The sequence below is a fragment of the Sphaerisporangium sp. NPDC049003 genome (genome assembly GCF_043197795.1).
Classification (GTDB): Bacteria; Actinomycetota; Actinomycetes; order Streptosporangiales; family Streptosporangiaceae; genus Sphaerisporangium.
Genome location: NZ_JBICTU010000003.1, coordinates 336,738 through 363,252 on the forward strand (window position 1 = coordinate 336,738; position 26,515 = coordinate 363,252).

The following is a 26,515-nucleotide window of genomic DNA, read 5'->3' on the forward strand; positions in this document are numbered from 1 at the left end:
CCGGCGGCGGTGAGCCGCCGGCCCCACGCCGTCTCGCGAGCCCCGGGCCGCCCGCGGGCCGCCGGGCCGGCATTCGGCGGCGACGCGGCACGTCGCCGACCGGCGATCCCCTTCCCGCCGGGCCGCGGTACGCGATCATGTCCGGGCCGCCGCGGGTCAACCGCCGGACAACCGCCGGTCGAGCGCCTGCCGCTCGGACCGTCGCGGACGGTTTCCTTGAGGGGCCTCACCGGTCCTGTTGGGCCGGGCCATCAAAAGTGGGGCTCACACCTGGAAGGGAACCGAACATGCGCGTACTCGGCTCGAAACTCGGAATGATCGCGGTGGCCACCACCCTTGCCTCCGGGGCGCTTCTCACGGGCGCCACCGCGTCGCAGGCGGATGCCCTCGGCTGCAACGGAAACGTCTGCATGTACCTCTCCACCCCCAAGAACGGCACGGTGTACGTCGAGGCGTACCCCCAGCACGGCTCCTTCTACGGAAACTTCGATCTCACCGGCCCCAACGGGCTGTACCGGCACGGCTCTACCCAGACGTGGACCAACGGCGCGTTCGAGCCCAACCAGGTGTGGACTGGCATCCCCGCCGTCGTCGGGAAGTACTGCGTCTCGGGTTGGGACCACGGCCAGCGCATCGGGCTACCGTGCGAGAGCATCAAGTAAGCGTCGGCGATCTCAGCGGGGCGACGGAGCGCGCTCGTGCGGCCGGGTGGCCCCGGCAGGAGCCCTGCTGACCATACGAGATGCCCGTGAGCCAGGCGGGCCGTGGTCGTCGGGTCCGGCGTACCGAACTCCTGGGTGGCGACCTGGGGAATGGTGCGCCGGGCTCGGCGGTTGGGAGGTTCGTGCCGCCCTCGCCGAGGATCCGCTGTGCCTTGTCCAGCGGTGGGTCGGGCGGTGGGGGGCGTACTCGTCACGCCGCCGTTACCCCTGGCTAACGGGTCCGACACCGGGGCCTGATGCCATGACAGTGGAGCGTGCGGATAAAATGTGACGGTATCTCACAAAATTTACTAAGTGTCGCTCCTTGATGTGGAGCAGCATGGGGGGTGCTTCAGCATGACGACTTCGGCTGGCCTGCGTACCGTGCTCACCGTTCCGGCTCGCTTTCGCGGGCCCGAGGGCACCGCCAACGGAGGCTGGATCGCGGGCGCGCTCGCCGGCACCCTCTCGGGCACGCTTGAGGGGTCGCATGCGCTGGAGGTGACCCTGCGCCGGCCGGTTCCCCTGGAGACCGAGCTGGCCGTCGGTAATGTCGCGAACTCCGCCTCGCTCTCGCACGGCGGGCAGGCGCTGGCCGAGGCGATCCCCGTCGCCGAGGACGTGACGGCGCCGCCGTTCGTCCCGTTCAACGAGGCCGCCCGCGCGGAGGCCGGGTTCGCCGGTCTGACCGGGCCGCACCCCGTGCCCGGATGCTTCGCCTGCGGCCTCCGCAACCCGGGTGACGGACTGCGGATCTTCCCGGGTCCCGTCGAGGGCACAGATCTGATCGCGGCCGGCTGGAGGGTCCCGATGACCATCACCGACGAGGACGGTGTCGTCCCTGACGCCCTCGTCTGGGCCGCGCTCGACTGCCCCACGGGCTGGGCCCACGCGGGCTCCGGCGGGCCGGGCCTGCTGGGACGCATAACGGCGCAGGTCTTCCGGCGCGTGTACCCCAACGGTACGTACTCGGTCGTGGCGCGCGCCACGGGACGTGAAGGCCGCAAGCTCTTCGGCCAGAGCGCCGTGTACGAGACCGACGGCACCCTGGTCGCCGCCGCGAAGGCCACCTGGATCGTGCCCGCCTGAGACGGGCGCCGGGCCGTCCGCGAGCGCGTGGGCGGCCTTCGGCTGGTAGCGTAGCCAGGCGGTAATGGCGAAACGGAGCATGACATGGCAGGCGACGACGACATCTCCGGGTGATCCCGGATCCCATGGCCATCGGTGACGCGCCCCTCGCGCGGCCGCCGGTTGGCGATGTCCTCGTGTCCTGACCATGTCGCCGGGCGGGCTGCGCCGTGCCGGCCGAACGCGGAAGCGATTCGATGTCCGACGCCCAGATCGTTGTTTCCAACCTGTCCTTTTCCTGGCCCGACGACACCCCGGTGTTCCAGGACCTCTCGTTCACCGTCACGGCGGGACACACCGGCCTGGTGGCGCCCAACGGCGCCGGCAAGAGCACACTGCTCAGGCTGATCGCCGGCGCGCTTCGCCCGGCCTCGGGCTCGGTCACGGCCGAGGGGGTGGTGGGTTACCTGCCCCAGACACTGCCGCTGGCCGGTGACCTGACCGTGGCCGAGGTCCTGGGGATCGCTCCGGTGATCAGGGCACTGGACGCCATCGAGTCCGGAGACGCGAGCGCGGAGCACTTCACCACGATCGGCAACGACTGGGACATCGAGGAGCGCACCCGTGCCCAGTTGGACCGGCTCGGGCTCGGGGACGTCTCCCTCACCCGGCGCCTGCGCACCCTCAGCGGCGGCCAGGTCGTCTCCCTCGGCCTGGCGGGACAGCTGCTGAGGCGGCCCGACGTCCTGCTGCTCGACGAGCCGACCAACAACCTCGACCTCGACGCACGCCACAAGCTCTACGGCGTGCTCCAGGACTGGAACGGCTGCCTGCTTCTCGTCAGCCACGACCGGGCACTGCTCGACCGCATGGACCGCATCGCCGAGCTCGACCGGGGCGAGGTCAGGTCCTACGGCGGGAACTTCGCCGCCTACGAGGAGGCCGTGCGCGCCGCGCGGGAGGTCGCCGAGAAGAACGTCCGCGACGCCGAGCAGGAGGTCAAGCGGGAGAAGCGGGAGATGCGGCAGGCCCGGGAGCGGGCCGAGCGCCGGGCGGGAAACGCCGCCCGCAACCTCAAGAGCGCCGGCCTGCCGAAGATCTTCGCCGGGACGATGAAGCGGCGCGCGCAGGAGTCGGCGGGAAGGTCGGACGAGACGCACGCCGCGCGGCTCAGCGAGGCCAGGTCCCGGCTCGACGAGGCGGGCCGCACCCTGCGCGACGAGCAGAAGATCGCGCTCGAACTGCCCGATACCAGCGTGCCGGCCGGGCGCACGGTCTTCCTCGGCGAGCGGATACAGGTGCGCTACGGCGAGCGTGCCCTGTTCGCGGGGGAGGGCGCCGACCTGACCATCCGCGGGCCCGAGCGCATCGCCCTGACCGGCCCGAACGGTGTCGGCAAGTCCACCCTGCTGCGCGTGATCAGCGGCGATCTGGAGCCGGAGGCCGGTGAGACCAGGCGGGCCGACGGCCGGGTCGCCTACCTGTCCCAACGGCTGGACCTGCTGGACCTCGACCGCACCGTCGTGGAGAATCTGGCGGCGTTCGCGCCCGGGATGCCGGAGTCGCGGCGGATGCATCTGCTCGCCCGCTTCCTGTTCCGGGGAGCCCGCGTCCACCTCCCGGTCCGGGTGCTGTCCGGCGGAGAGCGGCTGCGCGCCACCCTGGCCTGCGTCCTTTCCGCGGAACCGGCGCCGCAGCTGCTTCTGCTGGACGAGCCGACGAACAATCTCGATCTGGTCAGCGTGGCCCAGCTTGAAGGCGCACTGCGGTCATACCAGGGCGCGTTCGTGGTGGTCAGCCACGACGAGCGGTTCCTCGCCGAGATCGGGATCGGCCGCCGGCTCCGGCTGTCAGAGGGCCGCCTGCTCGAAACCGGCGTTCCCGGCGCGTGAGGAGACCCCCGGCCCCTGAGTACCAGGGCCGGGGGTCTCCTCCTGGCCGAACGCGATCACGATGTACCTGCCGTTGGCGTAGCTGACCACGGGCCGCTGGAGCATGTCACCCACCCGGCGGGCGACCGCCTGGAACAGGTCCACCATCTCCTGGGTGTCGGCACTCACCCTGAACCGCCCCTTCTCAAGGAGCGTCTGGGCGACGTACGGGGCGAAGTTCGCCTCGCTCCGGACCTTTTCCTCCGCGCTGAGAGGGGTGTGCCGGGGCGCGGGCTGTGTGCTGAAGGGGTGGGTCATCGCTGCTCTCCTCGTGATCGCCGTCGGTCCAGCATTCCATCCGCGCCTCGCCTTTGGACTCATTACCGACCATGTGGGAGTCGCCAAACTGGACGAACGGGAAGAATGCGCTAAACGGTTACGTAGCCCTTGAGCAGGGAGACCGCACGCAGGGTGAGCAGGGCCAGGGCGGCGGCGGCGAGCAGGGCCGAGGTGCCGAAGATCACCCAGCGGAAGAGCCGGTAGGTGATAGGCGCCCTTCCTTCGCCGCCCCTGCCGGGCGTCCACGGGGGGCGCAGGTCGGCCATGCCGAGATCGGTGTCGTCGCCCGGGCCGGGAGCGCCGTCCCGGCTCGCGCTGTCGTCTCCGTCCGCGCCTCGGGGGCCGTCCCGGCTCGTGTCGCCGTCCCGGCCCGCGTCAGTGCGCCCGCTCTGCGGTACGCCGTCCGGCGACGGCCCGTTCGCCACGGGCAGGCCGGTGAGCCAGGCCAGCAGGCGGCCGATGGCGGCGTCGTCCGCCGGGAGGCCGGAGGCGAGGTACCGCACCTCGCCTGCCGTCCTGGCCAGGTCGCGGATCATGTTGCCGAGGCCGACGCCGTCGAACCAGGCGGGCAGCCGGTCGGCGTCGCGGCCGACGTCGGTCCCGCGGAGCAGGTCGGCCTTGGTGACCACCACGGCGACCCGCTTCTGCCGCCCGCCGTCCGCGCGCGCGGCGAGCTCGTTCCTGACCCGCTGGAAGGTGTCGGAGGGATCCTCGGCGGACAGCACGACACCGGCGGCTTCGAGGGACTGCCGTTCGGCGGCCGACAGGCTCTCCTGCACCAGCGGGAGGGCGAACGGGTCGACCACGATGAGCATCGCCTCGCCGTGCGCCAGGTAGCTCATCGCCTCGACCCGCGTCGCCCCGGTGAAGCCCTCGCCGGAGGGGTCGAAGAGGTACAGGATGCGGTTCCCGCTGCGGGTCCTCGCGCCGGGCAGCGTGATGTCCACCATCGTCGCGGACGGCGCCGCGGTCGTGGTCTTGGACACCTTGCCCAGCCGCAGCTCCCGGCGGAACCGGGCGAAGGCCATCTCGTCGCCCTGGACCACGAAGCCGGCGCGGCCCCGCGCGTCCTTCACCACGCCGTGGAGGGCGTTGATCGCGAGCACCATGAACGTCGTCTTGCCCGCGTCGGGCCCGCCGACGAACGGCAGGGGCTCGATCCTGGCGCGGCCGATCCGGTGGGGCAGCGCGCGTTCGCAGTTCGGGCAGTACGCCTGGAGGCGGAAGCGGCCGAGCACGATGGCGGTGGGCAGCCGCGTGCCGCACCGGCACACGTGCCGGAACGCCCCGTCGCGGTTCGGGGTCAGGCGCCTGTGCCGCTCGCCGCAGGTGGGGCAGGCGTACTCGGGCAGGGCGATCCGGGCGTAGCACCCGGGGTGCGGGCAGGTCTGCAGGATCCGCCGTGCCCGCATGAAGATCTGCTCAAGGCCGAGCAGCAGCAGCGCGCAGATGACCCACGCCAGCGTCCCGGCCGCGACCACCAGCGCGTACGCGGAGGTGAACGCCAGCCCGACGGCCCCGAGCGGGATCACGGCCAGCGCGACCCCGGCCACGACGGCGAGCCAGACGGGGAGCAGGAAGAAGCCCTGGACGTTCGTCATGAGCCGCCGCGTCACCGTGCTCAGGACCGTCCTGGCGGCCTCGCCGATGGCGGGGACGGCGGACCGGAGGATCTGCCACCAGTCCAGCGAAACCTGGCTGAAGAGGTAATGCCGGTAGGCGGGGTCCCGCTCGCCCCCTGCCGCTCCGGGGACCGCCGGAGACGCCCCGCCCGCCGTCGCGGGCAGCAGTACCCGCCCGGCACGCAGGAAGTACTGGCCGGCTCCCACCAGCGTGGCCGCCACCAAGGTCAGCACGCCCACGATCGGGAACACGTAGAGGAACCCGAAGTACATGCACGCGACCCACAACGCGATCAGGAACACCACAGCGATCGGCATCAGCGGGGCTCGCGTTTCCAGGGGGGGCCGCGTCGTCCCTTGGCCATGTCCCTCAGCCCGGCCGCCAGCTCGCCGTCGTGCTTGAAGTGCGACTCCACCGAGCCGAACAGCGACCAGCTGCTGAGCCGCGACCGCGCCCAGGCGTCCAGGTCGGGTACGGTCTCCGCCGCCAGGTGGAGCCGGACCGCCACCTCCAGCAGGGCCACCTGCTCGTCGCGGCCCCTGCGGCCGTCCAGCCAGGCGCGCGACAGCCCGGCGCGCCCGGCCGGGGGCGACTCCTTGATGACCTCGGCCCTGAACCTCGGGTCCCGCCGGGTCAGGGCACGCGCGGCGAAGGCCGTCGCCTCGCGGAGCAGTTCCTCGTCGGCCTCAGGGCCGAGGCCCTCCAGCCGCTGGAGCAACGCCGCCGCGTCCTTGGGGCGGGCCGCCTCGCCGACCCCGGCCGACAGGAGCACCACCTCGGCGTCCGTGGCGGGATAGCCGGGCACCGTGTCGCGCACCAGCTCGGCGAGCCGGACGAGGCCGGGGTCCTCCAGCCCCGCCGCCAGGAACGTACGGATGGGCAGGTCGCTGAGGTGGGGGGAGGCGCTCATGGCGGTGCCGAGCCGGCCGACCAGGGCCGCGCACTCGGCGGTGCCGGGCGGCGTCTCCCAGACGGTCAGCAGGGCCGCGTCGCGTTCCTCCGTCATGTCGTCCCGCACGCCGGAGCCCAGCCTGATCAGCTTCACGGTGGCGTCGATCCGCGAGATCCGCTCGCGCCGGAGCTGGGAGAGCACGACCGCCGTCCCGGTGCGCGGCGCGTGCGGCAGGTCGCGCGACTCCAGATGCCCGCACACCGCGTCCGACAGCATGCTGTGGCGGATGGCGGCCTGCGACTCCTCGATCCCGTGGACCGCCCCGTCGAGCGCCGCCTCGCGAAGGTCCGCCGGCAACCGTTCGAGCAGCACCCCAAGATCGCCCCTGCCGTCGCGGACCAGCGCGCGCGTGGCGCTCGCGAGGTCGGACGCGGCGACGGGCGCGCCGACCGCGTAGGCGGTGCTCGCGGCGTGCGCGAGCTCGTCCAGGTCACGGGCGGCGGCGAGCGCGCGTACGGCCTCGCGGCGGAGCGCGTCCCGCGTGTCCTGTCGCTTCGCGGGCCGGGGCGGGGGCAGGCCGGGGTCGCGCAGGGCCAGTACGGCGCACCGCGCGGCACAGCGTTCGGAGGTGTCGATCGGCGCGAGGTCGCGTACGGCCGAGGCGAGCGCGAAGCCCATCTGGCCGGACATCCGCCCGAGATCGTGCCACAGCCACTCGGGCATGTCCGCGGACAGGATCCGGGCGATCGCCGCCTGTTCCTCGGCGGTCACGCTCGGATCCCCCCGGCAGAACGCCAGCAGCGCCGCGCCCGTCTCCGGATCGAACCCCTTCGCGCCGTCGCGTCCAGGTTCCAGCTCGCTGATCGCGTCGATTCCCGCCAGGTCCGACCGTCGCCAGCAGCCGGTCACCGTACGGGCGAATCGGCCGAGAGAGGGATGCGCGTCCGAGCGCGTGTCCAGCCGTACGACGGCGGCGTCGAGGTCGGACGGCATCCAGACGTCCGGGGTCGTGCCCACGATCACGTACGGGGCGCTCGCGGGATCGGCGCTGTAGGTCAGGAACGGCAGGCGGGCCGCCACCGGCCAGGGCAGCGAGTAGGAGATGACGGCGATCCACCGCACGATCTCCTCGACGTCGGCGGACACCAGCACCAGGCGGCCGTGCCCCTGCGAGAGAGCCCTCCCGACGGTCTCCAGCAGGACGCCCAGCCGCGCGTAGGCGGCCTCGCCCGCCGACGCCAGCCAGGCGGCGAGCGACTCGGGATCGACGCGGTCGCCCGGCAGCGGGTCGGCGAGCTCGGGCAGGGCAGTGCCGGGGGAAGCGGGGACGTCCGACCACAGGGACGCCTGCCAGAACTCCACCGGCCGCAGCCCCGTGAGCTCCTCTGGGACGGTGACCACCGCGTGGCCGAGGAAGTTGCCGTACCGCCCGGAGTAGTCCTGCCCGAGGTAGACGCAGCGGGTGAGCACGCTCAGCCCGCCCACCGTGTCGTACGCCAGGGCGACGGGAAGCTCGGCGACCTGCGCGGGGGTCGGGGCGAGCGGGGCGTCCGGCGGAGGCCTGTAGGCGAGGTGCGCGGCGACCTTGGCCGCGAGGCCCGGAGGGAGCCCAGGAGACTCGGCGACGAACTGGAACCCGGCACGCCCGGACGGCCCGGCCTCCGCCGAGGTGTAGTGCAACTGCCACGCCACCACCCCTCACCTCCGCCGGCCGGTGAGCATGCCGAATCTGTACAGCAGCCACAGCAGGGGGTCTTCGACGCGGTAGGGGCGGATGCCTCCGGGACCCACCGCGTCGCGTCCGGGGACGCCGCCCAGGGCCGAGAGGCCGAACAGTGCGAAGTCGGTGAAGTGCTGACGCAGGTAGCGGTCGACCATCCCGGCCTGCCACTCGTCCAGCAGGGCTCTGACCTGCTCGTGGACCGCCTCCCTGTCGTCCAGGTCGAGCGTGCCCGAGGGAGTGCGCGCCCGGTGCAGCGCCGACTGCGTGTCCATGCCCTCCTGCAGCGCGTCGATCTTGCTCAGCGCCACCGCGACGGGCACCTTCAGCCGCCCGGACCCCGAACGGTCCCGCAGCAGCTCGGTCACCCGGCTGATCACGTTGATCGGGTCGCTGTCGGGGTCGCCCGCGTTGACGCCGCCCCCGGATCGGGCGGCCCCGCTCAGCGACGCCTTGGCCCCCGGCAGCTCCACCGGGTCGACCAGGAAGATGATCGCGTCGGCCGCGTTGAGGTAGCGCAGGTGCGTCTCGGTGGACTCCCGGCTCCTGAGATCCTCGCCGGCGGTGTCGAAGAGCACCAGGGTCAGCGACATCGTCCGGGCGCGCAGGCGACCCGGCACCGTACGGGTGAGCAGGTACACCAGCGGGTCACGCGGCTCGGTCGCGGCGGGCCGCGTGGTGCTGAGCAGCCGCTGCTCGCCGTAGAGCGGGCGGGCGAAGTCCTGCTTGTAGCGGGCGATCGTGCGGTCGTCGCAGGCGACCAGCGAGGCGTCCAGCTCAGCGCCGACCCGGTTGGTCAGCTCGTGCAGCAGCACGGCGATGTAGGTGCTCTTGCCCGACCCCTTGGCCCCGACCAGCGCGACGATGCGGCCCGGGTTCGCGCAGTACTCGGCGGGCAGCCGGTTGTGGCACTCCGGGCACGCCCGCCACCCGGTGGACCGCCCGCAGCCGGGGCAGTCGGCGCGGCGTCCTGGCCTGCGCACCGAGAAGACCGGGGGCAGGGACGCGGCTGCGGGGGAGCCGAGGTACTCGGCCAGGGTCTCGTCCAGCCGCGCCTCGCAACCGCCGCCGCGCCCGGCCCTGCCCGCGCAGCGGAACGCGATGCGGTTGCGGTCGAGCCGTGCGAAGCAGAACGGGCAGGTGATCTGCAAGGGCTCATCCCACCTTCATCCGCCGTACCGGCGGGTCGATCAGGGCCACGTCGCCCCCCGTCGCCCGGCCCCCGCCGGACGTGCCGAGGTCGCCCTCCGGTCCGCCGTCGAAGGCGAAGCAGCGCAGCCAGTACGGCTTCGCCCGCCGGGGCGCGGGGACGGTCAGGCGGGCGGGCACGTCCAGGTCGGTCCATTCGTCCAGCAGCACGCCGTCGTCGGCGGACTTGGGCTGCACGAGCCCCGGCTTGAGCACCAGGACGAGGCGGCGCAGGCGTACGGGCCGGTCGGCGGTCACCTCGACCACCACCGAGCGCCGCCACGCCGGGCCCTGCTGGCTCAGGTCGTAGTGGACAGGGACGTGCCCGGCCAGCCGGAGGCTCACGGCGGGGCCGCGCAGGCGCTCGCCGTGGATCAGGGACGTCGGCGCGACCTCGACGGTCACGGGTTCCCCCTCGGGGACCTCCAGCCGGACCCCGCCCTGCGCGCGGTAGGCGGCCGAGTTGACGATCATGCTGTGCCCGCTCCAGCGCACCTCCACCTCGGGCACGTCCGGCGGCCAGTCGAAGCCGACGTAGACCGTGACGCCGCGTCGCTGCGCGGTGAGGCGGGTCGGGGGCGCGAGGTCCACGTGGTCGGCGTGCGCGCCGATCGTGGCCAGCTCGCCGGCCACCGTGACCGCGAGGAGCACGCCGGGGCCGCCTCCCGGACGTATGGCCTGGCCCTCCCGGGTGGGAATGGACGGGATCGCACGGCTCGCGGCGCGCAGCTCGGCCAGCGACACCGTGGTGCCCACGGGCCACGGCGGCGCCGCGTCCAGCGCCACGATCTCCAGGACCCCGTCCGGGGGCTCCTCGTACCGCACGAGCAGCGTGCCGGGGGCCGTGGGGTCGCGGCGGAGGGTGAACTCGCCGACCGGCCGGGGGCGGCCCCGCGGGGTCACGGTGTGCCGCACGCCGGGGGTGACCACCTCGCCGTCCTGGCCCGGGTAGGCGGCCGAGACGACGTAGGTGTGGCTCGTGCCGTTGACCACCTCCCGGTCGCGGAACCCGGCGCCGTCGGCGGCCAGCGTCCGCCCGTCGCGGGTCACCACCGCCCGCGTGGCCTCGGGGGGCAGCGACCACCGGCCCGACACCACGCCGTCGCCCGCCGTCACCCGGACCTCGCGCGGCTCGGGCCGTACGATGACCGGGGCCGCCGCCGCGGGCATGGACACCGCCTCGTCCCTGCGCGCCACCACCGAATAGGTGACCGGCGTGTTGACCGGAGGCCGCTCGTCGCGCGCGGACGGCCGATCGGTCGTCTCCAGCGGCACGCCGTTCCTGAGCACGTCGTACACGACGCGGCCCGCCCGGGAGGGCGAGGGCTGCCACACCAGGCTCACGCCCTCGCCATGGAGGTCGGCCCGCACGGCCCGCGCCGGGTGGGGCGCCAGCCGTACGAGCAGCTCGGCCGCGCCGGGCAGGTCGGGCACCCGCTGGAGCGCGTCCCGCAGCGCGAGCCACGCGTCGTCGGGGTCGAGGGCGGCCCGCGCGCGGTCCCTGAGCTGTAAGGCCCGCGCCAGCCTGGCCCTGACCTCGGTTGCGAGCTCCGCCGCCTCGCCGGTGAGCCCGCCGGGGCCGAGCGCGTCGGCGAAGTCGGCCGCCGCGTGGATCTCCCCTGCGTCGACCAGCTCGCGCAGCCGCGCCGAGGACCCGCTGGCCACGCCGCCCTCCCCGCGGACGGCGAAGATCAGCCTGCGGGCGTCATCCGCGGCCAGATCGAGCTCGGTGGTCGCGTGCCGCAGCAGCGTGTCGTCGTACGGATGCTCGCGGACGCGTTCGCGCAGGCGGGAGACGATGTCGTACCGGATCAGGACGGCCGGGTCGGGGGAGTTGCGCAGGGCGGCCAGCACGGTGTCCGCGCTGATCGTCCACGGCCCCCGGCTGCGGGAGGCCCAGCGCCGCTCGACCTCCGCGAGCGCGTCCCGCACCGGTCCCGCGCCCGGCACCGCGAAGCCGTCGAGCACCCTCATGCCCGCGCAGCGCTCGCCGAAGACGAAACGGGCCAGATGGCTCAGCCCCAGGGTGTCGAGCGCCTCGCGCGCCTTGCCGTACCCGGGGTAGGGGGCGGCCTCGGGGAGCGCGTCGGGCTCGCGTACCTCGATCGACCGTTCGGCGGCCAGCCGCAGGGCCTCCTCCTGGCCGACGCCGCTCGAACGGGCGATCGTCGCCAGGAGCGCGGGGGAGAGCATGCGCAGCCGTCCCGCCGCGTCGTCGAGCCGGCCGCGGGCCTCGGAGAGCCTGCGCGCCGCCCTGTGCTCCGACTCGCCCAGCGCCGCGCGGAGCGGCCCGAGGTCGCCCTCCGCGGCGGCCGAGAAGATCGGGGCGAACCGGGCGTGGTCGGCCTCCAGCCGGTCGGCCAGCCGCTTGTACTTCAGCATGCCCCGCGCACGCCGCCAGCACTGGCGCACCAGCTTGACGGTCTCCGCCACCTCGGTCGCGGTCATCGCCTCGCCCAGCTGGTAGCGGACCCGCAGGTCCTCGGGCGGGAGCCCGCCCGCCTCGCGCGCGGGCTCCAGCACCTCGCGGGTGTACCGCTGCTCGTCGAAGGCCACGCGGCCGCCCGGCTAGCTGACCTGGACGCGGGACAGGGCGGCCCGGGACTCGGCCACCTCCTCCTCGGACATGCCTCCGATCTGGATGCGCAGCTCCAGCTCCTCGCCGGTCTCCCGCTCGCGGGAGGTCACCTGCAGCAGGCCGGAGGTGTCGAGCGCGAACGTCACCTCGATCGGCCATCCGGAAGGCTTGCCCGGCGGGATCTTCAGGACCCCCTCGGCGATCAGGCCGTTGTCGTCGGGCTCGTCGGACTCCGCCTGCCCCGCCTGCTCCATGACCTCGACGTTGACGCCGGTCTGGCCCTTGTCGATGGTGTAGAACTCCTGCGTCACCGCGGCGGGGAGCGGGTCGTTGGCGTGGACGAGGTGCTCGACGCTGCGCCGGCGGGACTCCTTGTCGGTGACGATGATCCCGAAGGCGCGGGAGGCGACCGTCTTGATGGTCCGCGCGGCGATCCGCTCCTGCTGGTCGGCCGACAGGCCCGCCCGCGCGGCCATGTCCTCCGCCTGCTCGCGCTCACCCGACAGCAGCAGCCGCCGGTAGGTCTCCTCGAAGGCGTACAGCGCCGCGCCCTTGGCCACCGCGAGGTCGGGGTCCTGGAGGCGGGGGGTGAGCTGGAACTCCTTCTGAAGGATCTCGGTCACCGCCGGCATCTTGGTGGAGCCGCCGACCAGCACCAGATGGTCGTACGCCTGCACGCCCTTGACCGCCGCCGTCTCCATCGTCCGCCGGGTGATCTCCATCGTGCGGTCGAGCAGGTCGCGGGTCAGCTCCGTGAGCGCCTCGCGGGTCAGCTCGACCTTGGCCACCCTGCCCTCGTGCACCACGCGGACGGTGTGCTGGGTGCGCGTGGAGAGCGTCTTCTTCAGGTCCTCGGCGTCGCGGCGCAGTTGCTGCTCGGACTGCTTGTCGAGCAGGGGGCTCCCCACGTCGGGGTGCTCGGCCTCGAACCGCTCGGCCAGGTACTCCACCAGCCGGTCGTCCCAGTCGGCGCCGCCCAGCTCGTGGTCGCCGTCGGTGCAGACCACCTCGATGTTCCCGCTGCGCAGCGTGATCACCGTGGTGTCGAAGGTGCCGCCGCCAAGGTCGTACACCAGGATCGTGTGGTCCTCATCGGGGTTGAGCACGCCGTAGGTGATCGCCGCCGCGATGGGCTCGGAGACGATGTCGATGACGTTGAGCCCGGCGATCTGGCCGGCCTTCCGCGTCGCGTCGCGCTCGGCCGCGCCGAAATAGGCGGGCACCGTGACGACCACGTCCTCGACCGGCTCGCCGGTCGCGGTCTGGGCGTCGTCGGCCAGCTTGCGCAGGATGAAGGCGGAGACCTCCTCCGGCGTGTACGGCCTGCCGTGCCTGACCCGCGGCACATCGTGCCCCATATCTCGTTTAATGCGGCTTACGACGAGGTCGGGTTCGAGCACGGCGCTGTCCTTGGCCGTGGCGCCCACCACGACGTTGTCGGGGGACTCGAAGAACACCACCGATGGAGTGGTGTCGGTGCCTTCGAGATTGCGCAGCACCGTCGGCCGTCCGACGTCGTCGACAGAGGCGATGCAGGAATACGTCGTGCCGAGGTCGATCCCATAAACAGCCATCGCCTAATCGCTCTCCTTTTTCGTGCCGTCGGCCGTGCCGCCGCTCGTACCGCCCTCGTCGCCCCCGGTGCCGGTCCCCTCTTCGGAGCCGGCCCGCCCGACCGCCACCGACGCCTTGCGCAGCACCCGGTCGCCCATCGCGAAGCCCTGAACCAGCACCTCCACGACCATCCCCTCCCCGCTCGCGCCCGCCTCGGCCGTACGGGCCGGGCGGTGGACGGCCGGGTCGTAGGCGTCGCCGGGCTCCACGGTGAGGAGCTCCGCGCCCGTACGGCCGAGCACCTCGGCCACCTCGTCGGCCAGCGCCGACAGTAGCGGGCCCACCAGCTCGGGGGAGGGGGGATCCGATTCCTGCCAGCGGGCGCCCTCGCGCACGAGCGTGTCGTAGAGCCGGTAGAGGCCGGCCCTCACCGGGGTCAGCGCCTCCTGGAGGAGCCCGTACCGCAGCTGCTGGTTCTCGGCGTGCAGCCGGTCGATGACCTGCTCCCGGTGAGCCGCCCGCTCGTGCTCGCGCCTGACCGTCTCGGTGAGCGCCGCCAGTTGCCGGGTGAGCTCCTCGGCCTGTCGCGCGAAATCCTTGGCGGCGTCGGGCTGAGCTGAGGGGGTGGCCTCACGAGGGGGAGGTCCTTCGGGGGGAGACGCCATCTATCTCCTTGTGGCGGCGATAAACGAATTCCTGACGCCTGTAACTCTATCCATCAAATGACCGCGCCCGGTAGAGATAAATCTGTCCACCAATGAGTCATATGTCGGACTTGCGGAGTCGCTTTTCGGCCTTCTTACGGCGACCGGATATACGCCATCGTGCGGTGGGTGGAGGGAATTGCTATAAACCTGGTAAACCTCAGGCGTCGCCTTAGCCGCACGGGCTCTCCAGCGGATTCCGCGCGGCACCTGGACCGCCCCAGGGTTTCTTGACGCGCCGCTTCTCGCAGGGCGCTCAGGACTATGTGAACGCCGTGCGATCGCGGGTCGTCCTTATCGGCGGGCCGGAATTCCCCCTCTGGCGTCAGGCGCCGTCGGCGGAGAGCCGGTGGGCCGCTCGTTCGATGGCGGACTCCACCGCGCCGACCCGGTCGGCGAGGAGGCCGACGGCGCCGACGGCCCTGCTCATCGGGTCGTCGTCCCGGCCCCCGAGCGCCCGCGCCCGCAGGTACCCTGCCTTCACCTCGGCCCACCGCCGCGCCTGGCCGGCGGTCATGGTGCCGCGAAGCTCGGCCAGCTTGAGCAGGTTGGCCTCGGCTCCGCCGGTGAGGGTCTGCGCCTCGCCCGCGTAGTGGTCGTCGATCAGCGCCTCCAGCTCCCCGTCGTTGGTCACCGGCAGGACGCGCTCGGCCAGCTTGTTCATGTTGCGGTAGGAGCCCTGCAGCTGGAACGGAGGTTCGGTCCGCGACTCGTCCGCCTGCGCGGCGGAGGCGATGTAGGCCTGGTTGACCGCCAGCACGACCTCCTGGACGCGCAGCAGCCTGCGCAGCACGGCCAGGATCTGGTCGAGCTCCACGGGTGAGTACGGGTGGGCGAGCCGGTCGGGCCGTACGGACTGGTCGCCCCTGGCCAGGCGCACCAGCAGCTCCACGTCACCGCTTTCCCTGGCCGACAGCGGCGCGAGCACGGGGTTCGACGTCAGCGCGTTCTCGATGTAGCTCAGCGCGAACAGTTCTTCCCTGCCCGACAGGACGTCGCCCAGGTTCCACACGTCCGCGCGGTTGGCGAGCATGTCGGGGACGCGGAACCGCCTGCCCGACTCGGTGTACGGGTTGCCCGCCATGCACACCGCGAACCGTTTGCCGCGCAGGTCGTACGTGCGGGTGCCCCCGTCCCAGACGCCCTCCATCCGCCGCTGGGCGTCGCACAGGGAGATGAACCTCTGGAGCAGCTCGGGGGAGGTGTGCTGGATGTCGTCGAGGTAGAGCAGCACGTTGCTGCCCATCTCCAGCGCGAAGGAGATCTTCTCCACCTCCTGCCTGGCGGTCGCGTCCGGCGCCTCGGCCGGGTCGAGCGAGGTGACGGCGTGCCCGAGCGACGGCCCGTTGACCTTCACGAAGACCATTCCGAGCCTGCTCGCCACATACTCCATGAGAGTCGTCTTGCCGTAGCCGGGCGGCGAGATCAGCAGCAGGAGTCCCATCTGGTCGGTACGCCGCGCGTCGCCGACCGTGCCGAGCTGCTTCGCCAGGTTGCCGCCGATCAGCGGAAGGTAGACCTCGTCCAGCAGCCGGTTGCGCACGAACGCGCTCATCACCTTGGGCTTGTACTCCTCAAGCCGCAGCCGGCGCCGCTCCCCGGAGACCAGCGCGTCGCGCTGCCGCTGGTAGGCACGGAAGGCGGGGACGCGCTCGGCCCTGAAGCGCCGGGTACGGGCCGTCAGCTCGTCGAGGCGCAGCCGCAGGCGACGCTCCACGATGCGCGGATGGGCGCCGAGCAGGCCCTCGACCGTGGCGGACAGGGCGGCGGAGGAGTCGTGGCGGGGGAGCGCGGTGCCGCACAGCTCGACGGCCACCGCCTCCGGCAGGTCGTCCGCCGTCCCTTCCGCGCCGTCCGTGGTGCCGCCGGCGGTCGTCGTGAGGAGCGAGCCCAGCCACGCCGCGACCAGCTGGTGCCGAGCGGCCAGGTCGTCGCCGAGCGCGCGGAGGTCATCCTCGAACCCCTTGTACGACGCGGACCCCGGACCGCCGAGAGCCTCGCGGAACCTCGCGAGCAGGGCCCGGGCCCCGGCGCCCGTGACGAAGCCGGCCGGCGTCCCTGACAGCTCCTCGAAGAGGTACTCGGCGGCCAGATCGATGGCGGCGCCGGCGGCGACGTGGCCCGCGCCGTCCAAGAATCCGGCCATGGCGGCCGACAGCTCCGCGCACAACTCCCCGATCGCCCCGGAACATCCCCCGGTGTCCGAGGTCTCCTGGCGGCCGAAGGTCGCGCGTGCCCGTGCCAGGGAGGAGGCCCGGGTCGACCACTTGGCCCTTGCGGGCCCGCCGGCGCCGAACGCCCAGAACAGCTGGGCCGCCGCGCGCTCCGCGGGCGGGTAGCGCAGCAGGGCGCCGCCCGCGTGCAGGCGCAGCAGGGCGTCCAGGATCGCCGTGGCGTCGTGATCGTGCACCCCGCGCTCGTAGCCCTCGTCGTAACGGGCCTCGGCCACCCGGCGCACCACCCCGAGCAGGGCGCCGTCGGTGACCGCCGCCGCGCGCAGCGCTTCGAGCGACAGCCCCTCGCGGCCCCCCTCGGCCGCCGCGAGGACCCACGCGGCCAGGTGCTCGCCCCGGTAGACCTCGGGCGACTCCGAGACCAGCGCCTGCTCCCAGAACGGCCTGGTCGCGGCGAACGCCTCGTCCCGTACGGGCGAGCGGTAGTCGGTCCCCGTCACGGTGAACGCCATCCGGCCGTCGTGGGGGACGAGCGTGAGGTCGAACGGCTGGGTGCTGACGGCGAAGCGGTGCGCTCCCAGCCGTATGGTGTCGCCACCGTCGCCGTAGAGGTCCTTCTGGTCGCGCAGCGTACGTCCCGCCTCCTGCCGGGCGGCCTTGATCTGCCCCGCCAGCTCCTCGGCGCGCACCTGGTCGCCGAGCGAGCGCAGCTCGTCCGACACGCCGCGCAGCTTCGCCACCATCGGATCGGAGGCGAAGTAGGCGTTGACGTCGTCGAGCGACTTCAGGCTCCCCACCCGGCGCCGCACCCCCGAAAGGATGCGCTCCGCCGAGTCGGCCAGGCGGTCGGTCCTGCGTGCCCGCTCGTCCAGCAGCGCCTGCTTGCGCGAGGAGAACGCCTCGTAGACGTCCTCCCGCTTGGAGGTCAGCCGGGCCAGGAAGTCGTCGAACTCGCCGAACCGGGACTCCAGGTTCTCCAGCTGGAGCAGCAGCCGCCCGAGCTGCTCGTCGCACCGCCCGGGGCTGTCCGCCATGGCGAGGGCGCCGGTGACGGCCTGCCCGAGCAGCGAGAACTCGGCCGCGAACTGGGCGCGGCCCTCGACGGACAGCAGCTCGCCCCGGCGGGCGGCGAGGATGGCCCTCGCGCGGTTCGCCCCGCCCAGCACCTCGCCGATCCGCTCCAGGATCGCCGTGCGGACGGTGGCGTCGGCGATGTCCAGGCTCCCGACGACCTCGGTGACGATCTCCAGCGCCTCGGCCTGCTCGGTGAGCCGCGCGCCGACCGGCTCGGCCTCGGCCACGGTGGACACGGCCGCGGCGTCCTCGGCCAGCCGGTCCACCTGTTCGTGGAAGCCGCTGAAGGCGTCGTCGCCTTCCAGGAACGCGACCGCCCGCCGCGCGGCCCCGCTGAGCTCGGTCTCCAGCCCGGCCGCCAGCTCGTCGATCCGGGTCACGTCGGCGAAACGCTGCTCCCGTATGGTCATGAGGCCGCCCTGGGCCCTGCGCAGCTCGGCCAGCCGGGTCACCCACTCGCCGGCCGTGGAGGGCGCCTCGCCGTGCAGGCGCCGCACCATCGAGGCGATGCGCGCAGCGGCCTCGTCGAGCGTGGCGGTCGCCTGCCCGGTGAGCGCCTGGACCTTCTCCAGCTCGTCGAGCACCTGCTCGCCCGCCGCCCGTACGGCCGCCAGCGGGGTGCTCAGGTCGCCGAGCCGGTCGTCGCCGAGCCAGTGGTAGTGGTCGGACATCCGCTCGCAGGCGGCGATGATGGCCTCGAACACCGCCGTGGACGGGCTCATCTCGTCGACCATCCGGCTGATCGACAGCGAGTCCGAGATGCCGCGTACGAGGTCGCCGTTGCCGACGCGCTCCAGCGGACCGGTGCCGGTGGGCCGCCTGGCGGCGTAGGTGTCGGACAGGTACGGAGTCTGCCAGACCTGCATCGGATGGACCCGGGCCGGCTCCTTGGACAGCTCGCGGAACACCACCAGCGTGCCATCCTCGAACAGCGAGTACCCGTGGCAGGTGATCGGGCCGGCCACCTGCTTGCGGATCACGTTGTACGGCAGCAGCAGCGTCCGGCCCTCGGTGCGGGCGTGGAAGACGTACAGCACGTCCTCGCCGTTGGTCGAGCGCACCACCCGCTCGTACTCCAGGTCCTCCACGTCGGTGTCGAAGGTCTTGGTGACGCCCGTGGCCAGGTGGTACCCGCCGGGGAAGATGATCCCCTGGTCCTCCGGGAGGCGGCGGCAGGCCTGCCCGATGCCGTCGAGGCGTACGACGGTCCTGGTCCTGGTGTTGAACACCAGATGCCGGGCCTCGGTCTCCTTGTACGGCCTGACGCGCAGAAGGATCAGCGGCCCGATCCTGGCGTGGTGAACCTCGGCGTCGGCCAGGCTCTGCAGCGGCTCGTCGACCGGCTCGCGGTAGATGCCCTCGCCGGTCTCGGTGTTGTTCTCGATCTTGATCGTCAGGTCGCCGCCGACGGTCTCGACGAACACCTCGTCACCGATGGAGATGTGCGGGTGCCGGCCGAGCACGTGGTCGTCGCGCGTCGTCTCGATCCATTCGAAGTCGTGCGACGAGGGGAACACGTGGTCGCGCTCGCCCCGGTTGTCCACGTACGCGATGGTGCCGTCGGCGGCGACGTTCCACCGCAGCACTCGCACGTCCTGCGTTCGCGGGCCGGTCTGGAAGACCGCGAGCAGCTTGTCGTCGACCTGCCGGAGCTGGAGCAGCCGGGTCTCCCGGTAGTACCGGTACAGCTCGGCGAAGTCCCGCTGGAACCGCTCGTCGCGCAGCAGCCCGGGGAGCTCGCCGCCGCGCGCGTCCTCGAAGCGGAACGACTCGCCCTCGCGCACGAACCGGTGGAGGGAGAAGACGTCGTCGACGGCCGTCTCCGGTTTCAGCCCGATGAAGACGTTGTAGCCGAACAGCATGAGCCCGCCCGCCGACACGATGTCGCGGGGCACGCAGTTGTTCTCCGTGCGGATCCGCTCGGTGCCGATGAGGCGCAGCTCGGCGCTGCCGAAGACCGCGAGGCGCTCGGCGTTGAGCGCCTCGGCCCGTCTGGCGAGCTCGGCGGCCTGCTCGGACAGCCGCGCCCGCAGCACGTCGTAGGTGCCCGCGTCCAGGGCCGCCGGTCCCGCCGGGGCGGGGGCGGCGGCCCCCGTCCCGGCAGCGCGCGGAGAGCCGTCGCCCGGTCCGGGCTCGTGTCCTGATCCGGTTCCGGCGTCCGCGCCGGTGAGAAGGTCGGTCATGGGGCGTCAGTGCTGGGCGCCGGCGGAGCCGGTGAGGATCGGGGCGGAGCCGTTGCCGGCGGTGAGGGCGCCGAGGGCCGAGACGGGCACGTCCGCGACGCCGAGGTGCCGCGCCGTGTCCAGCAGCTTGGTCAGCTGCCCGGAGTCGGGGCCTCCGGCCTTGATCAGCTGCAGGAGCAGTGCCGAGATCGACAGGTTCTTCACGTCGGACGAGCTGAGCGAGCCGAGCAGCCGGGTGACGTCCTCGGGGAAGCTCGACGACCCGTCCAGCCACGGCCCGGCCAGCTTCTTGGCCACCTCGGAGTGCTCGACGAAGCCGTCCACGCTCTTGCCGAGCGCGATGGAGCCCATGAGCCGGTCGAAGAACACCCCGTCGCCACCCACGATGCTGATGTCGGCCTTCTCCAGCCCGGCCGCAAGCACGACGGCCTGCGACTCGGCGATGGAGCGCTGGGCGTCGAAGCCGGCGAGCCGCAGGTCCTTCTCGGCCTCCAGCCGCAGGCGGTACTCCTCGTGGGTGCGGCTGGCGTCGTCCAGCGCGGCCATGGCCGCGGCCTTCTCCGTGAGACCCTCGGCCTCGGCCTTGAGCTTCTCGCCCACCGCGGTGGCGGCCACGAGGGTCTTCTCCCGCTCCACGGCGGCCTCGGCGCGGCCGACCTTCTCGATGGCCTCGGCGCCCCGCTCGCGCACCTGCACCTCGGCCAGTCCCGTCGCGGCCGCCTCCGCCTGGATCCCCTCGGCCAGGCGGATCTTCGCCCGCGCGTCGAACTCGGCGGCCTGCTGGCGCGCTTCGGCCAGCACCAGCTGCTCGCGCGCCTTGTGCTTGGCCGCCGTCTCGGCCGCCTCCGCGGCCTTGATGTCCTTGACCAGGCTTTCCTGGGCCTCGGCCTCGGCCTGGATCACCACGGTCTGGCGTACCCGCTCCGCCTCCTCGACGGCGCGCAGGCGCTTGATGATCTCCTCCTGCTCGGCCACGGTCTTCTCGACCGCGATGCGCTCGCGGATGACCTCGGCCATCGCCCGCTTCTCGACCTCCAGCTCCTTGTCCTTGGAGATCGAGGACAGCTGTGTCTCGCGCTCGCGGGCGACGACTTCCAGTTGGCGGTCCTTCTCGATCCGCTCGGTCTCGATGGCGATGACGCGTTCCCGGTTCTTCTCCGCGACCGCGATCTCCCTGGCCCTGTTCTCCTGCTGGACGCCGAGCTGCTCGTCCGTACGGATGTGGGCGGACTGGGCCCTGAGCCGCTCCTCGGCCTGAACCCGGGCGATCTCGGCCTCCTCGCGGGCGCGCATGGTCTCGACCTCGCGCTTCTGCTTGATCTCCGCGTCGGTCTGCCGCCGCTCCAGCTCCAGGATCGCCTCCCGCGCGTCGACGTTCTGGCGGGTGATCTCCTTCTCCTCGTGGCGCTGGAACTCGTTCGTGCGGACGTGCTCGATCGAGGTCAGCTCGGTGATCTTGCGGATGCCCTGGGCGTCGAGGATGTTCGCCGGGTCGAGCTTGGCCATGGGCGTCTGCTCAAGGAAGTCGATCGCGGCGTCCTCAAGGCTGTAGCCGTTCAGGTCGGTGCCGATGACCTGGATGATCTGGTCACGGAATTCGTCGCGCTTGGTGTAGAGGTCGACGAAGTCGAGCTGCTTGCCCACGGTCTTCAGCGCCTCGGAGAACTTCGCGCTGAACAGCGCCTGGAGCGTCGTCTCGTCGCTCGCGCGGGCGGTGCCGATGGCCTGGGCCACCTTCACCACGTCCTCGACGGTCTTGTTGACGCGGACGAAGAACGTGATGCGGATGTCGGCGCGGATGTTGTCCCGGCAGATCAGGCCCTCCTGGCCGGACCGTTCGATCTCGATGGTCTTCACCGAGATGTCCATGATCTCGGCCTTGTGGAGGACGGGCAGCACCACCGCTCCGGTGAAGGTGACGTCCACCGACTTGACCTTGGAGATGATCAGCGCCTTGCCCTGCTCGATCTTGCGGAACAGGCGTGTGATCACCAGCAGCGTGGTGAGCGCGATGACGAGCAGGACGGCGAGGAGCACGCCGAAACCCGTGGAGATGACGTCCAATGATGGTCCCTTACTTGGTCGGTGCGTCGGGGTCGAGTTCGGCGTCGTAGGGCGTGACCCAGAAGAACTCGCCGTCCGCGTCGTAGTCGAAGATCAGAGCGGTGTCGCCCGCGCGCAGCGCTTCCTCGTGCTTCCCGTCGCCCTCGCCGGGGCGGAGACGCGCGTCGCGTGCGGCCGAAGGCTCGGGCCCGTGTCCGCCACGGGAGGCGGGCTCGACGCCGAGCCCGTCCCGCAGCGCGTGGCCCGGCCACTGCAGTTGTCTGACCTGGATGACGGCGGACGAGCCGTCGGACGCCCTGACCTCGGCCTGGCCGAAGTCGGCGCCCACGCGTCCCGTACGGATGACGCACGTCCTGCCCACGAAGTCCTGGCGGGAGGGTGCCCGGTGACCGGCGAACACGCGGCGCAGGGGCAGCACCAGCCAGCGGGTGACCACCCATGCCGAGGCGAGCGCCACGAAGAGCAGGGCGGCGCGCGTGCCCCCTGACGGGGAGCCGGCCAGGGCCGTACCGGCCAGGCTCACGAACCACGCGAGGACGATGAGCAGCGAGACCGCGAGGGTCGCGGGCACCCCGCCCAGCCCGAGGACGCCCAGTGGCCCGGTGCCGTGGCCCGCGTCCGTGGAGTCGTCCGCGTCCAGGACGTCGAGGTCGGCCCCACCCAGCAACACGAGCGCCCAGTATCCGACGACCACTACCAGCAAGAAACTGAAGAGAACGGCCGGAAAACTCAACGCCGTATCGACGAACTCCCCCATCGGTGTGCTAATCCCCCTAGCGACCGGTTCCCCCGAACCGATAAACGAATTTATAGCGGGAAAGTTCCTAGTTTTCACACCAGAGTGGAAGTTGGGTGGAGCCGGGGGTTTCGGACACCCATAATCGAGGCATGGGACACCGCATTCTGATCATCGAGCATGAGGCCGAGGCCGGCCTCGGGTTCCTCGCCGGATGGCTGGCCGGCGCCGGGGTGACCTGTGAGATCGCCCGGCCGTACGCGGACGGGAAGGTCCCCGGCCTCGCGGCGGACGGCCTGATCGTGCTCGGTGGCGCGGCGTCGGCCTGGGACGACGAGGGATACGCCTGGCTGCCCGCCACGCGCGGGCTCATCAGGCGCTCGGTGGACGCGGGGCTGCCGACCCTCGGGATCTGCCTCGGCGCGCAGCTGATGACCCTGGCCTGCGGGGGAGCGGTCGAGCGGGGCGCGGACGGCCTGGAGGTCGGCCTGGGGTCGGTGTCGCTCCTGCCCGCCGCGGCCGGCGACCCCCTGTTCGCGCGGCTCGCGCCCACCGTCCGGTCGGTGCAGTACCACCAGGACGCCATGACGGCCCTCCCGCCGGGCGCGGTGCCGCTGGCGACGGGGGAGCGGTACCCGAACCAGGCCTACCGCCTCGGCTCCTCGGCATGGGCGGTGCAGTTCCACCCGGAGGCGACTCCCGAGATCTTCCTGTCCTGGACCGGGCCGAACGCCGGGGAACTGGCCGCGGGCGGGTTCGACGTTCAGGACCTGGACGCCACGGTGGTCGCCGCGCGTGACGAGCTGGAACGGACCTGGCGCCCGCTCGCCGAGGCCTTCGCCGCGGTCGTCACCGGCGGCCGCGTACAGGCCGACTCTCCGTTGCCTGATTTGTCCTGAATTGCCGCAATATTCGGGCCGGGCACCCCTTTCCATTCCCGGTGACCGGGCGATTACGGCGCGGAACCGCTAACGACGGACCAGTGAGTGACCGGCTACTTTGGGCATTGTGAACGCCGAGTCCCGTATGCAGACGACGGCCGGGCGCCTGGCACGGCTGGGCTTCGCCGACGGAGCCCAGGCCGAGCGGCTTCTCGACGAGCTGGGCCCCGAGGCCGTGGGAGATCTCGACCTGCTCGCGGCGCTGGTCGGCGCCGCCGACCCCGACCTCGCGCTCACCTCGCTCGCCCGTCTGGCCGAGCGCGACCCGAGCGTCCTCGGCGCCCTCCGCGCCGACCCCGGGCTCAGGGCACGGCTGCTCGGGGTCTTCGGCCTGTCGGCCGCGCTCGGCGAGCACGTCGTACGGCACCCCGGGCACTGGAAGCTCCTTGAGGGCGAGCAGGCGGTCCAGCGCATGCCCGAGCGCGACATGCGGGCCGAGTTGCTCGAGGCCGTCGGCGCCGACCCGTCCGAGGCCGAGCCCCAGGCTCCGCACGGCGGCACGGACACGATGTCGGCCCTGCGCGTCGCCTACCGGGGCCGGTTGCTGCACCTCGCCGCGCGCGACATCACCGGCCAGGCCTCGCTCTCCCAGGTCACCGCCGAGCTCTCCGACCTCGCCGCCGCCGCGCTGGAGGCGGGCCTCGCCATCGCCCGCTCCGACCATCCCGAGAGCGCCGACGTACGGCTCGCGGTGATCGGCATGGGCAAGTGCGGCGCGCGCGAGCTGAACTACATCAGCGACGTCGATGTGATCTTCGTGGCCGAGCCGCGTGACGGGGTCGACGAGACCAAGGCGCTCCGGGCGGCGACGCGGCTCGCACAGGGCATGATGAGGGCCTGCTCCACGAGCACCCCCGAGGGCGCCCTGTGGGAGGTCGACGCGGCCCTGCGGCCCGAGGGCAAGGCGGGCCCGCTCGTCCGCAGCCTGGCGAGCCACCTCACCTACTACCGCCGGTGGGCCAAGACCTGGGAGTTCCAGGCGCTGCTCAAGGCTCGTCCCGTCGCCGGCGACATGGAGCTCGGCGAGGAGTACGTCGCCGCGGTCAACGAGCTCGTCTGGCAGGCCGCCGCCCGGGACCACTTCGTCGAGGACGTCCAGGCGATGCGGCGCAAGGTCGAGGCGAACGTCCGCGCGAGCGAGGCCGACCGCCAGATCAAGCTCGGCCCGGGCGGCCTGCGCGACATCGAGTTCGCCGTCCAGTTGCTCCAGCTCGTGCACGGCCGCTCCGACGGCCTCCTGCGCCGCCGCGCCACGCTGCCCGCACTCGCCGCCCTGTCGCGGGGCGGCTACGTCGGCAGGGACGACGCGAAGGCCCTCGCCGAGGCCTACAGCTTCCTGCGGCAGGTCGAGCACCAGCTCCAGCTCCACCGCCTGCGCCGCACCCATGTCGTGCCCGAGAGCGTCACCGACCTGCGCCGCATCGGCAGGGGCCTCGGCATGGTCGTCGACCCGGTGGGCGAGTTCACCACCCGCTGGAGGCGGCACGCCATGGAGGCACGGCGGCTGCACGAGAAGCTGTTCTACCGCCCGTTGCTCCAGGCCGTCGCCCGGCTGCCCGGAGAGGAGGCCCGGCTGTCCACGGCCGCCGCCTCCGCGCGGCTGTCGGCACTCGGGTACGCCGACCCCGACGGGGCGCTCCGGCACATCGCCGCGCTGACCAGCGGAGTCTCGCGGAGGGCGGCGATCCAGCGGACCCTGCTGCCTGTCATGCTCGGCTGGTTCGCCGACGCGCCCGACCCGGACGCGGGCCTGCTGGGGTTCCGCCAGGTCAGCGACAAGCTCGGCGCGACCCCCTGGTACCTGCGCCTGCTCCGCGACGAGACCGCGGTCGCCGAGCGCATGGCCCGGCTCCTCGGCACCAGCCGCTACGCCACCGGGCTGCTGCTGAACGCCCCCGACGCCGTGGCCATGCTCGGCTCCGACGGTGAGCTCGCGGTCCGTCCGAAGGCGTCGCTCTCGGCCGAGGCCCACGCGTCCGTGGAGCGCCACTCCCACGACGCCGAGACCGCCGTCGCCTCCGTCCGCGCCCTGCGCCGCCGCGAGCTGTTCCGTACGGCCGTGGCGGGGCTCGTCGGCCGCATCGACATCGAGGAGGTCGGCCAGGCCCTCTCGGAGCTCAACGACGTCACCATCCAGGCCGCCCTGGACGCCGCGATCCACAAGATCTCACTGGAGCGGCGCGGCGACTTCCCGACCCGCTTCGCGGTGATCGCCATGGGGCGCCTCGGCGGGTACGAGTCGTCGTACGGCAGCGACGCCGACGTCATGTTCGTCCACTCGCCGCTTCCGGGAGTGGACGAGAAGGTCGCGACCGACGCGGCGCACGCGGTCGCCAACGAGCTGCGCCGCCTGCTCGCCCGGGCCGCCCCGGACCCGCCGCTGCAGATCGACCCCGACCTGCGCCCGGAGGGCCGTCAGGGAGCCCTGGTCCGCTCGTTGTCGTCGTACGAGGCGTACTACCGGCGATGGTCGTCTCCGTGGGAGTCCCAGGCGCTGCTCCGCGCCCGCTTCTCGGCGGGCGATCCCGGGCTGGGAGCCGAGTTCACGGCCCTCATCGAACCGCTCCGGTACCCGGTGGACGGCATCAGCGACTCCGCCGTGCGTGAGATCCGCAGGCTGAAGGCGCGCATGGAGGCCGAGCGGCTGCCCAGGGGCGCCGACCCCCTGCTGCACACCAAGCTCGGCAGGGGCGGGCTTTCCGACGTCGAGTGGCTGGCGCAGCTGATCCAGCTCAGGCACGCGTTCGACGTGCCCGAACTGCGCACCACCCGCACGCTGGAGGCCCTGCGCGCCGCCGTCGGGGCCGGGCTGCTGGCCGCGACCGACGAGGAGGTGCTCGCCGACGCGTGGCGGTTCGCATCCCAGATCCGAGACGCCATCATGCTGGTGCGCGGCAGGGCCGGCGACAGCGTCCCCGCCGACGTGCGCGAGCGCATGCTGATCTCGCGTGCCCTCGGCTACCCGCCCGACGGCTCGGAGGACTTCGTCGACGACTACCTCAGGACCACCCGCCGCGCCCGCGCGGTGGCCGAGCGCGTCTTCTACGGAGGCTGACCCGGCGCTTGACCCGAGTGGGTACTGTTGTTGGCGTCTGATTGACTCAA

15 protein-coding genes are annotated in these 26,515 nt (G+C 72.5%); 5 read left to right on the top strand and 10 right to left on the bottom strand.

The genetic code is table 11. The features are described from left to right. Positions 1-287: 287 nt before the first annotated feature. The 3 genes from ACGFIV_RS04915 to abc-f all read left to right on the top strand — a co-directional run bounded on the left by ACGFIV_RS04915 (position 288) and on the right by abc-f (position 3,661). A complete protein-coding gene (locus tag ACGFIV_RS04915) occupies positions 288-662 on the top strand; it encodes a hypothetical protein (RefSeq protein ID WP_358562347.1) in 375 nt (124 codons plus the stop codon). 396 nt (positions 663-1,058) lie between these two features. Then, positions 1,059-1,790 carry a hotdog fold domain-containing protein gene (locus ACGFIV_RS04920; RefSeq protein WP_392832023.1) on the top strand — a complete coding sequence of 244 codons (732 nt, stop codon included), beginning with the start codon at positions 1,059-1,061 and terminating at the stop codon, positions 1,788-1,790. A 236-nt stretch (positions 1,791-2,026) separates the two neighbouring features. Then, positions 2,027-3,661, top strand: a complete 1,635-nt coding sequence (gene abc-f, locus ACGFIV_RS04925) for a ribosomal protection-like ABC-F family protein (protein WP_392832025.1) — start codon at positions 2,027-2,029, stop codon at positions 3,659-3,661. On the opposite strand, the gene ACGFIV_RS04930 is transcribed toward abc-f, so the two are convergent. From ACGFIV_RS04930 to ACGFIV_RS04975, 10 genes are all read right to left on the bottom strand, one after another. Then, positions 3,620-3,958 carry a hypothetical protein gene (locus ACGFIV_RS04930; protein WP_358561199.1) on the bottom strand — a complete coding sequence of 113 codons (339 nt, stop codon included), beginning with the start codon at positions 3,956-3,958 and terminating at the stop codon, positions 3,620-3,622. The genes abc-f and ACGFIV_RS04930 overlap by 42 nt on opposite strands. Positions 3,959-4,068: 110 nt before the next feature. Continuing rightward, a complete protein-coding gene (locus tag ACGFIV_RS04935; RefSeq protein ID WP_392832027.1) occupies positions 4,069-5,919 on the bottom strand; it encodes a hypothetical protein in 1,851 nt (616 codons plus the stop codon). After that, complete coding sequence (locus ACGFIV_RS04940) at positions 5,919-8,186, bottom strand: hypothetical protein (RefSeq protein ID WP_392832030.1); 2,268 nt, start codon at positions 8,184-8,186, stop codon at positions 5,919-5,921. Before ACGFIV_RS04940 ends, ACGFIV_RS04935 begins: the two co-directional genes overlap by 1 nt. 6 nt (positions 8,187-8,192) lie before the next feature. Beyond that, positions 8,193-9,365, bottom strand: a complete 1,173-nt coding sequence (locus tag ACGFIV_RS04945; RefSeq protein ID WP_358557765.1) for a hypothetical protein — start codon at positions 9,363-9,365, stop codon at positions 8,193-8,195. A 4-nt stretch (positions 9,366-9,369) separates the two neighbouring features. Beyond that, entirely contained in the window at positions 9,370-11,958 is a 2,589-nt protein-coding gene (locus tag ACGFIV_RS04950; protein WP_392832033.1) for a hypothetical protein, read from the bottom strand. A 12-nt stretch (positions 11,959-11,970) separates the two neighbouring features. Further along, a complete protein-coding gene (locus ACGFIV_RS04955) occupies positions 11,971-13,554 on the bottom strand; it encodes an Hsp70 family protein (RefSeq protein WP_358557771.1) in 1,584 nt (527 codons plus the stop codon). Between the two features lie 3 nt (positions 13,555-13,557). Then, complete coding sequence (grpE, locus tag ACGFIV_RS04960; RefSeq protein WP_358557774.1) at positions 13,558-14,199, bottom strand: nucleotide exchange factor GrpE; 642 nt, start codon at positions 14,197-14,199, stop codon at positions 13,558-13,560. 364 nt (positions 14,200-14,563) lie between these two features. After that, positions 14,564-19,669, bottom strand: a complete 5,106-nt coding sequence (locus ACGFIV_RS04965; RefSeq protein ID WP_392832037.1) for a DNA repair ATPase — start codon at positions 19,667-19,669, stop codon at positions 14,564-14,566. 6 nt (positions 19,670-19,675) lie between these two features. Further along, on the bottom strand, positions 19,676-21,733 hold the full coding sequence (locus ACGFIV_RS04970) for an SPFH domain-containing protein (protein WP_392832040.1): 2,058 nt from the start codon (positions 21,731-21,733) through the stop codon (positions 19,676-19,678). Between the two features lie 10 nt (positions 21,734-21,743). Then, on the bottom strand, positions 21,744-22,427 hold the full coding sequence (locus ACGFIV_RS04975) for a hypothetical protein (protein ID WP_358557785.1): 684 nt from the start codon (positions 22,425-22,427) through the stop codon (positions 21,744-21,746). A gap of 194 nt (positions 22,428-22,621) precedes the next feature. Between ACGFIV_RS04975 and ACGFIV_RS04980 the strand changes: the two genes are divergently transcribed. Together ACGFIV_RS04980 and ACGFIV_RS04985 are read left to right on the top strand one after the other, a co-directional pair. Beyond that, positions 22,622-23,368, top strand: a complete 747-nt coding sequence (locus ACGFIV_RS04980) for a type 1 glutamine amidotransferase (protein WP_358557782.1) — start codon at positions 22,622-22,624, stop codon at positions 23,366-23,368. A 109-nt stretch (positions 23,369-23,477) separates the two neighbouring features. Then, a complete protein-coding gene (locus tag ACGFIV_RS04985) occupies positions 23,478-26,465 on the top strand; it encodes a bifunctional [glutamine synthetase] adenylyltransferase/[glutamine synthetase]-adenylyl-L-tyrosine phosphorylase (RefSeq protein WP_392832044.1) in 2,988 nt (995 codons plus the stop codon). The last annotated feature ends 50 nt before the right edge of the window (positions 26,466-26,515 follow it).

Coding starts and splice junctions, on each gene's coding strand:
- ACGFIV_RS04955 (WP_358557771.1), bottom strand. CDS start 13,554: ATGGCTGTTTATGGGATCGACCTCGGCACGACGTATTCCTGCATCGCC.
- ACGFIV_RS04935 (WP_392832027.1), bottom strand. CDS start 5,919: ATGCCGATCGCTGTGGTGTTCCTGATCGCGTTGTGGGTCGCGTGCATG.
- ACGFIV_RS04980 (WP_358557782.1), top strand. CDS start 22,622: ATGGGACACCGCATTCTGATCATCGAGCATGAGGCCGAGGCCGGCCTC.
- ACGFIV_RS04930 (WP_358561199.1), bottom strand. CDS start 3,958: ATGACCCACCCCTTCAGCACACAGCCCGCGCCCCGGCACACCCCTCTC.
- ACGFIV_RS04920 (WP_392832023.1), top strand. CDS start 1,059: ATGACGACTTCGGCTGGCCTGCGTACCGTGCTCACCGTTCCGGCTCGC.
- abc-f (WP_392832025.1), top strand. CDS start 2,027: ATGTCCGACGCCCAGATCGTTGTTTCCAACCTGTCCTTTTCCTGGCCC.
- ACGFIV_RS04965 (WP_392832037.1), bottom strand. CDS start 19,669: ATGACCGACCTTCTCACCGGCGCGGACGCCGGAACCGGATCAGGACAC.
- grpE (WP_358557774.1), bottom strand. CDS start 14,199: ATGGCGTCTCCCCCCGAAGGACCTCCCCCTCGTGAGGCCACCCCCTCA.
- ACGFIV_RS04915 (WP_358562347.1), top strand. CDS start 288: ATGCGCGTACTCGGCTCGAAACTCGGAATGATCGCGGTGGCCACCACC.